Annotated in this window: 7 protein-coding genes; 2 read left to right on the plus strand and 5 right to left on the minus strand. The window is 75.5% G+C overall.

Going from position 1 to position 13,559, the window contains the following annotated elements; translation table 11 throughout:
- Window positions 1-292 precede the first annotated feature (292 nt).
- Window positions 293-2,593, plus strand: a complete 2,301-nt coding sequence (locus CP984_RS25160) for a bifunctional glycosyltransferase/CDP-glycerol:glycerophosphate glycerophosphotransferase (protein ID WP_043979435.1) — start codon at window positions 293-295, stop codon at window positions 2,591-2,593.
- A gap of 9 nt (window positions 2,594-2,602) precedes the next feature.
- Here CP984_RS25160 and CP984_RS25165 read toward each other — a convergent pair whose 3' ends face one another.
- From CP984_RS25165 to CP984_RS25185, 5 genes are all read right to left on the minus strand, one after another.
- Window positions 2,603-3,571, minus strand: coding sequence for a class I SAM-dependent methyltransferase (locus CP984_RS25165; protein ID WP_030183309.1), 969 nt, complete (start codon window positions 3,569-3,571; stop codon window positions 2,603-2,605).
- 150 nt (window positions 3,572-3,721) lie between these two features.
- Window positions 3,722-4,603 carry a carbohydrate ABC transporter permease gene (locus tag CP984_RS25170; protein ID WP_003987361.1) on the minus strand — a complete coding sequence of 294 codons (882 nt, stop codon included), beginning with the start codon at window positions 4,601-4,603 and terminating at the stop codon, window positions 3,722-3,724.
- A complete protein-coding gene (locus tag CP984_RS25175; protein ID WP_030183308.1) occupies window positions 4,600-5,952 on the minus strand; it encodes a carbohydrate ABC transporter permease in 1,353 nt (450 codons plus the stop codon). The genes CP984_RS25170 and CP984_RS25175 overlap by 4 nt, the downstream gene beginning before the upstream one ends.
- Before the next feature lie 100 nt (window positions 5,953-6,052).
- Complete coding sequence (locus CP984_RS25180) at window positions 6,053-7,489, minus strand: ABC transporter substrate-binding protein (protein ID WP_078575620.1); 1,437 nt, start codon at window positions 7,487-7,489, stop codon at window positions 6,053-6,055.
- A gap of 228 nt (window positions 7,490-7,717) precedes the next feature.
- Window positions 7,718-11,128, minus strand: a complete 3,411-nt coding sequence (locus CP984_RS25185) for an FtsK/SpoIIIE domain-containing protein (RefSeq protein WP_030183305.1) — start codon at window positions 11,126-11,128, stop codon at window positions 7,718-7,720.
- Between the two features lie 480 nt (window positions 11,129-11,608).
- On the opposite strand from CP984_RS25185, the gene CP984_RS25190 reads away from it, so the two are divergent.
- Window positions 11,609-13,357 (plus strand): serine/threonine-protein kinase, encoded by a 1,749-nt coding sequence (locus CP984_RS25190; protein WP_003987336.1) that lies wholly within the window; start codon window positions 11,609-11,611, stop codon window positions 13,355-13,357.
- The last annotated feature ends 202 nt before the right edge of the window (window positions 13,358-13,559 follow it).

The following is a 13,559-nucleotide window of genomic DNA, read 5'->3' on the forward strand; positions in this document are numbered from 1 at the left end:
GGACGCCTGTGGCCTCCGCCCCGCCGGTAAGGAGTCCGGAAGTCGGCCGAACGGTTGCATGCGCGCCCCTGCTGCGGGCCATCTTGCCGTCCCGCGCCCGGCGGCCGGGCGCGGGCCCCCGCTACCGGCTTCCCCGCAGGTACGGGCCCCGGCTCAACTCGCCGGGCACCCGGGGGACACGGCGGTGCGCTGAACGGGTGACAGGCCGGTTCGACAGTAAGTAGTGCTCTGATTACGCTCTGTGTTCGGCCGTCGCGTACGTCGGTCCGCGCGCCCCGACCTTGGGAGAGCCATGCCCCGGTTCAGCGTCATCGTTCCCGCCCGCGGCGTCCAGGGATATCTGCGTGCCTGCCTGGACTCCGTACTGGAGCAGGACCGCCAGGACGGGGACCTGCTGGAACTGATCGCCGTCGACGACTGCTCGGCGGACGCCACCGGCGCGATCATCGACGAGTACGCCCGCCGCGACCCGCGGCCGGCCGCCCTGCACCTGCGCCGCCCGAGCGGCGCCGGCCCGTCCCGCAACGCCGGCGCCGCGCTCGCCCGCGGCGACTACCTGCTCTTCCTCGACGGCGACGACACGCTGGCCCCCGGCGCGCTGGCCGCCGTCGACGCCCGGCTGCGGGCGTGCGGCGATCCGGACGTCCTGCTGTGGGACCACGAGCGGACGGACGTGTGGGAGCGGCGGCGGCCCAGTGGCGACGGCGATCTCCTGCGGGCCGCGGGCGACGCGGTCTTCGACGTCGCGCGGCAGCCCGCCGTGCTCGGCGTGGAGCCCGCGGCGTGGAACCGCGCGGTGCGCCGCGACCACTGGACCGGCCGCGGCCTCGCCTTCGCCGACGGACCGTACGAGGACATCCCGTACGCGTACGAGAGCCTGCTCACCGCCCGGCGCGTCGCGGTGCTGGACCGCGTCTGCGTCACCTGGCGCGAGCGGCGGCGGGGCAGCGCCGCCACCACCCCGGGGCCCCACCATCTGGTCGCCGTCGAGCGCTACGAGGAGCTGTTCGACCGGCTGGACGGGCTGCTGACGGAGGCGGGCGACGGCGAAGGCGAGGAGCGGGCGGCGGGGGAGGAGGACGGCCGACTGCCGCTGCTGACCGTGTTGCACGCCCGTATGACCGAACGGCTGCTGGCCGTGCTCGACGACCCCGACCGCATCCTGCCCGCCGACCGCGCCGCCTTCTTCCGCGCCGCGAGCCGCTGCATCCGGCGCCACCGCCCGGCCGGGGTGCCGCTCCCGGCCGGGCTGCGCTCGTATCGCGCGTACCGGTCGCTGCACGGCGCCCGGGACCTGCGGCGGGAGCTGGCCAAGGAACTGCGGGACCGCGGCGGGGCCGCCGCCCGCACGGCCGGCCGGCGCTACTACGGCCTGCGGCGGCACGCCTCCCTCGACCCCGACCTGGTGCTGTACGGCGCGGACGGCAACCGCGCGGTGTCCGGCAACCCGTACGCGGTCCACCGCAAGGCCCAGGAGATCGCGCCGCAGCTGCGCGGCGTCTGGGCCGTCCACGAGGACGCCCGGGACGCCGTCCCGGCGGGCGCGGACCACGTCACGGTCGGCTCCCGCCGCTACTGGGAGCTGCTGGCCCGCGCCACCTACCTGGTCACCGACGGGGACTTCCCCGGCGCGGCCCGGCGCCCCGGACAGCTGTTCCTCCAGACGCACCGCGGCACACCGCTGGCGGCCACCGGTCTGGACACCCACCGCCTCCCGGCCGCCGGACCGGGACCCGGCCGCGTCCTGGAGCACGCCGACCGGTGGGACTTCTGCCTGACCGCCAACCAGTACGCCGGGGAGATCTGGGAACGCGCCCATCCCAGCGGGTACGAGACGCTGGCCAGCGGCTTCCCGCGCAACGACCGGTTCGCCACCGCCAGCGCCGCCGACGTGCGCGCGGTGCGGGCCGCGCTCGGCGTCCGGCCCGGCGCGACCGCGGTCCTGTACGCGCCCGCCCGGCACGACCTGCCCGGCGATGCCGCCCCACTCCTGGACGTGGTCCGCCTCGCCGCGGCCCTCGGCCCGCGCTTCCAGCTCCTGGTCCGCGCCCGCCCGCACGACCCCTGGCCGCCCGCCCTCGTGAAAGCGGGCACGGTCCTGGACGTGTCCGGGCACCCGCACATCGAGGATCTGTGCCTGGCCGCCGACGCGCTGCTGAGCGACTTCTCCCCGGTCCTGTTCGACTACGCCAACCTGGACCGGCCGATCGTCGTGCACACCGCCGGCTGGGACGCCTTCCGGTTCACCCGCGGCGCCTACGTGGACCTGCTGTCCGGCGAGCCCGGCGACACCCCGGGCGTGCTCGCGCGGGACGAGGCGGCCGTCGCCGGGGCCTTCCACTCCGGGCGCTGGGACGGCCCGCCGGCGGCCTCGCTGCGGGCCGCCTTCCGCGAGCGTTTCTGCCGGTACGACGACGGGCTGGCCGCTGAGCGGGTGGTGCGCCGGGTCCTGCTCGGCGAGGACGACCTGCTGCCGCAGCTGCCGCCCGGAGAGCGCCGGACCGCGCCGTCGCCCCGCGCCGCCGAACGGGTCCTGGCCCAGGAGTGCGGCGCGACCCGTACCCTCACGGGGCCCGGCGCCGTCGTCGGCTGAGCGGCCCGCTCAGCGGGCCGCGGAGCGGCGGCGGGCGGCGACGACGGCCTTGGTGATGAAGGGCGGCAGGACGTTCACCGCGAGGCGGCGGGCCGGGCTGCGGCGGGGGCGGCCTGCCGGGCGGGTCGCGGCGGAGCGGGCGGCCCGCGGGGCGGAGGACGGGGCGGCGGAGGCCGCCGGGGGCGCGCCGCGCCGGGCCGCCGGACGGTGGCGGGAGACCGGGTGCGCGGGCTCCTTGGCGCCCTTGGCGCTCAGCCGGATCAGCGGCGCGCCGTTCACCTCCTGCACCTCGTGCCACATCCCCTCCCGGCCGGTCAGCCAGGCCAGCAGCGCGGCCTGCACGGGCGCCGGGTCGCCCCATGTGCCGTAGAACTTGGTCGGGGTGATGCACACCGGGCGCAGCGCCTGCCCGGTGACGGCCTGCCAGGTCGCGGCGGCCACCCCCGGGCAGTGCTCGGCGCGGAAGTCGTCGAGGACGACGATGCCCTGCGGCGTGAGCAGCTCGCGCACCGTGACGATGTCGCCGTGCACATGCTCGTACAGATGCGAGGCGTCGATGTGCGCGAAGCGGCAGCTGCCCGGCTTCACATGGTCCGCCACGCTGGAACTGAGCCCCTGCACGATCTCGGGCAGCTCCTCGTGGAAGGACAGGTAGTTCGCCTCGAAGGCGCGCCGCGTCAGCGTGGAGTAGGACTTCGCCATCTCCTTGGAGTTGGACGCGTCCTCGGCGGGCGAGTCGAACAGGTCGCAGACCGTGAAGCGGTCGCCGGGGCGCAGCCGCGCGCCCATGAAGATGGCGCTCTTGCCCATGTAGGCGCCCAGTTCGAGCAGGTCACCCGGCTCGGCCCGCTCCTCCTGGCGGGCCAGGAACCAGTCGAACAGCAGCTGGTCGGCGGTGAAGAACCAGCCCTTGACGTCGGACAGCCGCTCGGGGCGCGGGAGTTCTCCGTCACTGAGGTCTGCGGTACGGGCAGGCATGTGCGGTCCGTCTCCAGACGGTCGAGGGGCGTCGTCGGCGTGGCCGCCAGCGTGGAGCAGCAACGTGAACGGAAAGTGGCGTACGGCACAGCGTTCCCTTACGTCACCGCGCCGGTTGCCGTACGCCGTTTCCCTTCCGCGGGGCGGCCCTCACTTCACCGCGCCCGCCATCACCCCGGAGACGAACTGCCGCTGGAAGGCGAAGAAGACCACCAGCGGGATCACCATCGACAGGAACGCGCCGGGCGCCAGCACGTCGATGTTGTTGCCGAACTGCCGTACCTCCTGCTGGAGCGCGACCGTGATCGGCGGCTTGCCGCTGTCCGCGAAGATCAGCGCCACCAGCAGATCGTTCCACACCCACAGGAACTGGAAGATGCCCAGCGACGCGATGGCGGGACCGCCCAGCGGCAGCACCACCCGGGTGAACAGCCGCAGCTCGTTCGCGCCGTCCAGCCGGGCCGCCTCCAGCAGTTCGCGCGGAATCTCGGCGAAGAAGTTGCGCAGCAGGAACACCGCGAAGGGCAGCCCGAAGGCGGTGTGGAAGAGGATCACCCCGGGCGTCGTCTCGAACAGGCCGATCGCGCCGAACAGCTTCGCCACGGGGATCAGCGCGACCTGTACGGGCACCACCAGCAGTCCGACGACGACCATGAACCAACCGTCGCGGCCGGGGAAGTCCATCCAGGCGAACGCGTACCCGGCCAGCGCCCCGATGACGACCACCAGCACCGTCGCCGGGACGGTGATCAGCGCGGTGGTCAGCAGCGAGTCCATCACCTTGGCGTTGTCCAGCAGCGCGCTGTAACTCGCCCAGGTGAGCTGGGCGGGTTCGGTGAACACCGTCCACCAGCCGGACTCGGCGATGTCCTGCGGCGAGCGCAGCGAGGACAGCAGCAGCCCGATGGTCGGCGTCAGCCAGAACAGCCCGATCAGGACCAGCGCGACGCGCAGCACGCCGCCGCCGGTGCGGGCCGCGATCCGCGCGGGCAGCGACTGCCTGGCCCGTACGACGCCCTCGGCGGTCGTCATCGGCTCCGCTCCTTCCGTAGGCGCCGGAGATTGACGTACATCACCGGCAGCACGAGCAGCAGCAGGAACACCGCGATGGCACTGCCGAGGCCCTGGTCCACGTCCGTGCCGAAGGACGACTGGAAGAGCTGGAGCGCGAGCACGTTGGCGTCCTTGAGACTGGACCCCGGCGCGATGATGTAGACGAGGTCGAAGATCTTCAGCACGTTGATCATCAGCGTGACCAGGACGACGACCAGGACGGGCGCCAGCAGCGGCACCGTCACCCGGCGGAAGACCTGCCACTCGTTGGCGCCGTCCACCCGCGCCGCCTCCAGCAGCTCCCGCGGCACGCTCGCCAGGCCCGCCGCGATCAGCACCATCGCGAAGCCCGCCCACATCCAGATGTACGAGCCGATGATGGACGGGGTCACCAGGGCCGGGCCGAGCCAGTTCACGCCGTTGTACGCGGCGGCGAAGTTCGAGGCCGGCAGCCGCAGCTTCGCGCCGTCCGCCGCGGCGGGCAGCGCGAACCGCCCGTCCGGCCCGGTGGTCGTACTCGCCACGGTCCGGCCGTCCTTGACCGCCTCGACCGTCAGGCCCGGCAGGCCCTTCTCGGTGCGGTCGATGATGTTCGGGTGGCCGCCGCCACCGCGGGTGAAGTCCAGCCAGGCGGTCCCGGTGACCTTGCCCGGCTCCGGGCGCGCGGCGGTCGCCGGGCGCGCCTTGCCCAGGTCACCGGGCTGCACGGCCACCAGCGGCAGATTCGCCGGATCACCCGCGCGCACCGGCTTCCCGGTGGTGTACGCGCCGCCGGACGCCGTCAGCCCGGCGTTGGGCCGCGGCTTGGCGCCCGGATACGGCGCGGGCTCCGCGAAGGTGTCGTGGATCGAGACCCATACGGCGTTGGCCACACCGCGCTCCGGGTCCTGGTCGTACACCAGCCGGAAGATGATGCCCGCGGCCAGCATGGAGATCGCCATCGGCATGAAGACGACCAGCTTGAAGGCGGTGCCCCAGCGGACCCGCTCGGTGAGCACTGCGAAGATCAGGCCCAGCGCGGTGGCGACGGTGGGCGCCACCACGACCCAGATGACGTTGTTCTTCAGGGCGATCCGGATGCGCTCGTCGGTGAACAGCTCGCCGTAGTTGTCCAGCCCCACGAAGCCGTTGCCGGAGGCGTCGAACAGGCTCCGGTAGACCGAGAAGCCGATGGGGTAGACCACCAGCGCCCCGAGCAGGACCAGGGCGGGCAGCAGGAAGGCGGCGGCGACCCACGGGCGGGTGCCCGCCACACTCTTGACCCGGCGCAGCGTGCCGGTGCCCGGGCGGACGGGGCCGGCCGGCCCGCCCGCGGTCGCAGCGTTCATGTCGGTCCCCCGGTCGGTGCGGTGGGCGGCGGTGCGCACCGCCGCGTGCGGTGCGCGGCCGCGGGCCGGCGGGGCCCGCGGCCGTACGAAGGGCGCCGGGTCAGCTGCCGTACGCCTTGGCGGCGTCCTGCTCCAGCTTCTTCTGGGTGCCCGCGATGTCCTTCGGGTTCTTCAGGAAGTCCTGGAGGTCCTTCCACTCGCCCTGTCCCGGCTTGCCGCCGAAGCTCGCCGGCGCCTGGTCGGACATGTCGAAGCGGAAGTCGTCGCCCGCCTTGAGCAGCGCCTCGGCGATCTTGCGCATCGTGTCGTTCACGTACGCGGCCTTGTCCAGCTCCTTGTTGGGGGAGATGTACCCGCCGGCCTGCGCCCAGATCTTCGCGGCGTCCGTGGACGCGAGGAAGGTGAGCAGCGCCTGCGCGCCCTTGGTGTCCTTCAGGGCCACCGCCGCGTCGCCGCCGGTCACCACCGGCGACCGGGAGCCCACCGCGGGGAACGGGAAGACCTTGGCGTCCTCGCCGATCTTGGCCTTGGTCTGCTGGATGTTGGTGGCGGCGAAGTCCCCGGCGGAGACCATGGCGCTCTTCGGCTGGTCGCCGCCGCTGAAGACCTGGGTGACCGAGGTGGGGAACTGCGTCTGCAGCGCGCCGCTGTTGCCGCCGGTCAGCAGGCCGGGCTTGCCGTAGAGCTGGGCGAGCGCGGTCAGTGCCTTGGTGACGGACGGGTCGGTCCACTTGATCTTGTGCTGGGCCAGCAGGTCGTACTTCTCCGGACCCGCCTGGGAGAGATAGACGTTCTCGAACCAGTCGGTCAGCGTCCACCCGTCCGCGCCGCCCACCGACACCGGCGCCACCCCGGAGTCCGCGATGGTCTGCGCCGTCTTGAGGAACTCGGCCCAGTCCTTCGGCTCGGCCACCCCCGCGTTCTCGAACGCCTTGGTGTTGTACCAGACCAGCGACTTGTTGCTGGCCTTGTAATACACGCCGTACTCGGTGCCCTTGTACGAGCCCAGCTCCCGCCAGCCCGGGGAAAAGTTCTTGGCGAGCTGCTCCTTGGCGGCGGGCCCCAGGGGCTTGAGCCAGCCCTTGCGGGCGAACTCCCGCAACACGCCGACCTGCGGCGGGAACGCGACGTCCGGCGGGCCGCCGCCGGCCACCTTCGAGCCGATGAAACCGGCCATGTCGTCGCCGGTGGGAACGTAGCTGACGGTGGCGCCGGTGCGCTTTTCGAACTCGTCGAGCACCTTCAGGAAGCTCGCCCGCTCCGGACCCGTCCACACCGCCGCGACCTGCAACTTCTGGCCGTCCAGCTTGGGGAGCTGGACGGAGGTCGCGCCGCTGGACGTGCTGCTGCCCTCGCTCTTGCCGCCGTCGCCGCCGTTGCCGCTGCACGCCGACAGCGTCAGCGCGCCCGCGGCGGCGAGTGCCAGGGCGGCGCGGGTGGTCGCCGCGGTGCGGGTGCGGGCGGCAGGCGTGCCGCCGGTCGTGCTGCCGGGTGTCGCGGTGCGCGCGGCCGCGCGCCGTATGCGTGAAGTGCCCATCCCCGTAAGCCCCTCCCGTGCGGTGCACTTGAGCGCCGAATGGCGGCCCCCCGCACGCGCGGCGCGGCCCGCCGCGCTCAGGTCTACGCCCGGATCACCGGCCCCGCAATACCGCCTCCCGCCCCAACTGGCCTTTCGTGACCGGCCCGTTACCCCTCGCGTACACCTCGCGGGCGCGCCGCGGGCGGGCGGCCCGGACCGGTTCGTACGGCGGCCGGGGCGGCCCGGTCAGAGCAGCGGCGGTACGGCGGGCGCGCCGCAGGACTGGGCGGCCCGCTGCAGGGCGCTGGCCAGCAGCGCCAGATCGGTGGGGCCGTTGCCCAGCTCGCGCAGCGGGCGGCGGGCCGGCGGATCGCCCATCCGCTCCCACTCCAGCGGTACGACCGTGGGGCGGAGCGTGGACGTGCGGGGTATGCGCCCGGTCACTCGGCCGGCCTGGAACGGGGTGACGGAGGAGTCCGCCGCGCGGTGCAGGCGCCCGCGCCCCGGCGGCACCGGCTCGGCCGCGTCCGCCGCCGGGCCCAGCTCCACCCGCAGTCCGGCCGCCCGGTCCGTGGCCGTGTCGCTCGTACGGTCCGGGTGGCCGGTGGCCGCTATCAGGTGCATGCCGAGCGCCGCGCCCTCCCGGGCCACCGCCTCCAGGGCGCGCACCACCGAACCGGCCGCGGGGCGGCCCGTACTGCCGAGGGCCGGGGCGACCAGCGCGTCGAAGTCGTCGACCAGCACGAACAGCCGGGGCATCGGCGCCGACTGCACCGCCTGCGCCTCGCCGCCGGGCCCGGGGACACTGCGCGCGCGCAGCCGCAGCGTGCCGGTGGACGAGCCGTCCCGCTCGGCCAGTGAGGAGCCGGACGCGGCCTCGGGCGAGCGGCGGGGGGCCGGGGTGCGCGGCGCCGGCAGGTGGGCGGCGCGCCACTCGGCGAAGTCCGTGCCGGCCAGGGTCTCGGCGCGGCGCTTGAGCTCGGAGCTGAGCGCCTGCGCGAACTGCCGCATACGCACCGGATCGGAGGCCGTCAGATGGGTGGTCACATGCGGCAGGTCCGTGCACAGCCGCAGACCTTCGCCGCGCTCCGGGCCCGCGCCGTCCACCAGGACCAGGGAGAGCAGGTCCGGGCGGTCGGCGGCGGCGAGCGAGGCGGCCAGCGAGCGCAGCAGTTCCGTCTTGCCGCTGCCCGGGCCGCCGGTCACCAGCAGATGGCAGGCGTCGGCGGCGAGATCGGCGCAGACCGGGCCGTGCGGGCCCGCGCCGAGCACGGCGGCGGCCCCCGGCAGGCCGGTGTCCGAAGCGGCGCCCGACCGGCCGGTGTCGGAGGCGGCGGCCCAGCGGGCCATCAGCGAGGCCGGGGTGGCCCGCGCCAGGCCCAGTTCGTCCAGCAGCCGGGAGGCGTCCGGCAGGGGGACGGCCGCGCTGCGCGCCGGGCGCCCGCCGAGGCCGGTGCCCGTGTCGGCCTCGCGCAGCGGTGCCAGGGCGCGCGCGAACCGCTCGGCCCAGGCACCGGAGACCGCGTCGACCGCGGCGACGGTGCCGTTCGGGCCCGTGCCGGGCTGGACGACGCGCAGCGCCGTGGCCACGTCGCCGCTGAGCACCGCGACCGCGCCGCACTCGCCGAAGGCGGGCGACGCCGCGCGGGCCGCCTCGTACGTCGAGGCGAGCGGGAAGGCGGGGGTGGCGGCCGGGGTCTCGGCCAGGCACAGCACATGGATGCCGGCCGCCGGGCCGCTCGCCGCGAGCCGGGCGGTCGTCTCGCGCAGCGCCGGGGAACCGGGGTCGCCGTCCACGATCAGGAGGGTGTACGGGCCGTTGTAGCGGGCGGCGGCGGAGGCCACGGCGGACCGCTCGGCGGCGGCCCACTGCGGGCCCAGCGGGCCGTCGTCGAGGCGGCGCGCCAGCTCGGCCGTACGCGCGGCGGCCTGCTCCTTGTCGTACGCGAGCAGCAGCCGGCAGTCCTGGGAGTGGGCCGGGCGCACCTGGGGGAGCCAGCCCAGCCAGGACCAGTCGGCCAGCCGGTCTTCGAGGGAGCGGGCGCGGTCGGTGCTCAGGAGCACGATTTCGAGGGTGGCGGGGGAATGCAGCGCGGCGAGCTGGGCCACGGCGGCGCGGGCCAGGCCGCCGAGCCGGGTACGCGGCCCGGCCAGTCCGAGGGCGCCCGCCTTGCGCAGCTCGACCGTCACGGGCGCCGCGGACCGGCCGCCGTCCTGCGGGGCCGTGCCGAGCCGGACGGTGAGCGCGTCGGGGTGGTCCGGGCCGCGCTCCCACAGGCGGGGGCCCGGGCCGAGCGCGGTCAGCAGGATCGTCGCCGGGTCGGGCCAGCGTTCGTCCGCGGCCTCCGGGCTCAGCCGCTCGGCCGCGGGCCGGTACGCCTCGTCGGCCGGGGCCCCGGCGGCCTCCCGGGACTGCCGCTGCTGTTCCTCCCAGACCGTCGGCGCGGGGGCGGGCGCCTGCCCGGGGCGCTCGGCGGCGGGCCGGGCGCCGGTCAGCCGGCGGGCCCAGGCGCCGAGTCCGCCCCGGCGCGCGGCCTTGCGCGGGTCTTCGCGCGGATCGTCGTGGGGGTCTTCGAGGGGGCCGCCGTCCGGGCCTCCTTGTGAGCTTCCGTGTGGGCCTTCGCGCAGGTCGGCGGGGGCGAAGCCCTGCCGGCCGCCATGGGTCTGCCCGTCACCGTACGGCTCGTACCGCTCCTGGGGGCTGCCGGGATACGGGGTGCCGCGCAGGGGGGTGCCCCGGCGGCCCGGGCTGTCGTACGCAGCGGGCAGTTCCTCCCGCGGATGCCCGGCGCCGTACGGGGCGGCATAGGGGCCCGTGGCCTCCGGGGCGGCCGGGGGTGCGGCGGGGGAGCGGTGGTCCGGTGTCCCGGGGCGCGGGGCGCCGGACCGGGCGGCGGGGACACCGGGGCGGAGGGGGCCGCCGTCGGCCCCCGGGGCGTCCGCCTCCGGCTGGGAGACGCGCAGCCGGCCCTCGCCGTCGGGCGCGCACACCAGGGCCGGGTCGGGCTCGGCCGGGGCGGGCGTCAGGCGCAGCGCGGACTCGCCGATGCGCAGCAGCGCGCCGGGCGGCAGCGGCACCGGGTGCTCGCCGACCTCGGCGCCGCCGACGGCCGTGCCGTTGGTCGACCGGAGGTCGGCGACCAGCACCGAGCCGTCCGGCTCGACCGTCACCGCGCAGTGCAGCCGGGAGACGTCCGGGTCGTCGAGGGGCACGTCGGCCTGCGCCGAGCGGCCGACGCGGATCGCGCCGCCCTGGCCGTGCAGGAGGTGGACGCCGCCGGCGTCGGGCCCGGAGACGACCCGCAGCCGGGGGGCGCCGTGCGGCAGGCCGTGCGCGGGGGCGGGGCCGGGGGCGCCGAGCGAGAGCACCGCGCCGTCTATGAGCGGGGGTTCGCCGACCGCGGCGCGCTGCGGGTCCAGGCGGTCGGTGCCGGCGTACAGCACGACGGGGCCGCCCGCGGCGCCCGCGGCGCCGCCGGCCTTGCCGCTGCTGCCGCTGCCGGAGGCGCCGATGTCCGCGCCGGACCCGGCGACGGCCGCCGCGAGGCCGCTCGCGACCGTGGCGAGCGCCGTCCCGGCGGGGGCCGTGACGAGGACGTCACAGGCCCGCGTGGGGTGGCCGCTGCGCGGCGCGAGGACGGTCAGCCGGATCTGCATCGCCGTCAACGGTCCCTTCCGCCCGGACCGTTCGGCGGGGGCCCCGTGACCTCCCCCACCGCACCCGGGCACTTCGGCACGTACAAGTCCCGACGCGGGGAGCACCGGGCTCCCGCGCCGCACGCGCGCGACGGGGGCCCCGCACCCCCACCGCTCCCGTGCTGGGTGCATCCTCGCACCTGCCACTGACAACACGCCCGCCGACCATCACTCAGTGATCTTGATTGGTCGGCACCGGACGCAAAACCGCCTGATCGTGCCCTGCGAAAGTCCAATTTTCGATCATCGGCGTTCGCTGTTCGGCCTGACGTGGACATCGATCCGGAAGCGGCGGCAACCATCTGTCCTGAATGCGCGTCTTTCCTGCAAGCCCCGCCCGATCGTCCCGGCGTACGGCCGGTACGGCGGCACTACAGTGGGGCGACGGGCCGCGGCGACCCACCGGGCCCGGCAAGGATCGACCACGACCAGGGAGCGCACGTGCGGCCGGTAGGCAGCAAGTACCTGCTTGAGGAGCCGCTGGGACGCGGTGCCACGGGCACTGTCTGGCGTGCCCGGCAGAGAGAGACGGCGGGCGCCGAGGCCGCGGTGGCCGGCGAGCCGGGCGAGACGGTCGCGATCAAGGTCCTCAAGGAGGAGCTGGCGCACGACGCGGACGTGGTCATGCGCTTCCTGCGGGAGCGCTCGGTCCTGCTGCGGCTGACCCACCCGAACATCGTGCGCACCCGCGACCTGGTCGTCGAGGGCGATCTGCTGGCGCTGGTCATGGACCTGATCGACGGCCCCGACCTGCACCGCCACCTCCGCGACAACGGCCCCTTCAGCCCCGTCGCCGCGTCCCTGCTGACCGCCCAGATCGCCGACGCGCTGGCCGCCAGCCACGCCGACGGTGTGGTGCACCGCGACCTGAAGCCCGCCAACGTCCTGCTCAAGGGCACCGGCGAGGGCGACACCGCCGAGCTGCACCCGATGCTCACCGACTTCGGCATCGCCCGCCTCGCGGACTCGCCCGGACTGACCCGCACCCACGAGTTCGTCGGCACCCCCGCCTACGTGGCGCCCGAGTCCGCCGAGGGCCGCCCGCAGACCTCCGCCGTGGACATCTACGGCGCCGGCATCCTGCTGTACGAGCTGGTCACCGGCCGCCCGCCGTTCGGCGGCGCCAGCGCGCTCGAAGTCCTGCACCGCCACCTCAGCGAGGAGCCGCGCCGCCCGTCCACCGTCCCCGAGCCGCTGTGGACGGTCATCGAGCACTGCCTGCGCAAGGAGCCGGGCGAGCGCCCCAGCGCCGAGAACCTGGCCCGCGCGCTGCGCACGGTCGCCGCGGGCGTGGGCGTGCACGCCACCGCCGCCCAGGCCGAGGCCGCGCTCGGCGTCGCCGCCCTGCTCGCGCCCGACCCGTCCCCCGCCACGGTGCCCGGCACCGGCGCGGACGGCTCCGGCGACGCCGATCCCACCCAGGTGCTGCCGTCCACCGGCGGCGCGGGCGCGTACGACCCGGCCGCGGCGACCGCCGTACTGCCGTCCACCGGCGGCCAGGGCGGCGGCCCCGACGCCGACCCGACCCAGGTGTTCGCCTCGGGCCCCGGCGGCCAGGGCCAGGGCTTCGGCAACGGCCAGGGCGGCGCCGACCCGACCCGCGCGATGCCTCCCGTACCGCCCGGCCCGCCCGGTGGCCAACCCGACGGGCCGCACCCCTGGGAGTCCCAGATGCGGGCCGCCCGGGACCGCAACGAGCAGACGCAGTACCTGGACCCGGGCGAGGACCCGCTGCGCCGCCGCCCGCAGCGGCAGCCCGCGCAGCCGCCGCAGCGCCCCCAGCAGCAGCCGCCGCGCTACCAGGAGCCGTACCAGCAGCAGGCCCCCGCGCCGTACCAGCAGCAGGCCCCGGCGCCCTACCAGCCCCCGCAGCACCAGCCGCAGCAGGCGCCGCGCCGCCAGCAGCCGCCGCCCCGGCACTACGAGCCCGAGCCGCCCCGCGAGCGGGAGCCCCGCCCGCGCCGCGAGCCACGGCAGCGCAGCGCCAACCCGATGCGCATCCCGGGTCTGGGCTGCCTCAAGGGCTGTCTGTTCGTGCTGGTGATCCTGTTCGTCGGCGGCTGGGCGGTCTGGGAGTTCTCCCCGCTCCAGGAGTGGATCGGTACCACCAAGGGGTACTTCGAACAGATCGGCGACGTCATCGGCGGCGTCCGGGACTTCGTCAGGGACATCGGCAACTGGTTCAAGTGACGGCTGCGCGCCGGGCCGTACGGGCGGATCCGGCGCGCGCCCGGATGGCGGCCGGCCCGCGCGCGGCACGCGACCAAGGAGATTTGTCGACTTCCAAAGGGCGATTTCCCCCACAGAAGTGATGCCCCGGGCGATCCTGGGCACGCAACCCCCTGCGACCCGCGTAGCTTTGACGCCACCTTCAGCCCCCTGAGGACGCTCA

The organism is Streptomyces rimosus (assembly GCF_008704655.1).
GTDB lineage: Bacteria > Actinomycetota > Actinomycetes > Streptomycetales > Streptomycetaceae > Streptomyces > Streptomyces rimosus.

Excerpts from the sequence above, each read along its gene's own strand:
- CP984_RS25175 (WP_030183308.1), bottom strand. The coding sequence starts at position 5,952 with ATGAACGCTGCGACCGCGGGCGGGCCGGCCGGCCCCGTCCGCCCGGGC.
- CP984_RS25185 (WP_030183305.1), bottom strand. The coding sequence starts at position 11,128 with ATGCAGATCCGGCTGACCGTCCTCGCGCCGCGCAGCGGCCACCCCACG.
- CP984_RS25180 (WP_078575620.1), bottom strand. The coding sequence starts at position 7,489 with ATGGGCACTTCACGCATACGGCGCGCGGCCGCGCGCACCGCGACACCC.
- CP984_RS25160 (WP_043979435.1), top strand. The coding sequence starts at position 293 with ATGCCCCGGTTCAGCGTCATCGTTCCCGCCCGCGGCGTCCAGGGATAT.
- CP984_RS25165 (WP_030183309.1), bottom strand. The coding sequence starts at position 3,571 with ATGCCTGCCCGTACCGCAGACCTCAGTGACGGAGAACTCCCGCGCCCC.
- CP984_RS25170 (WP_003987361.1), bottom strand. The coding sequence starts at position 4,603 with ATGACGACCGCCGAGGGCGTCGTACGGGCCAGGCAGTCGCTGCCCGCG.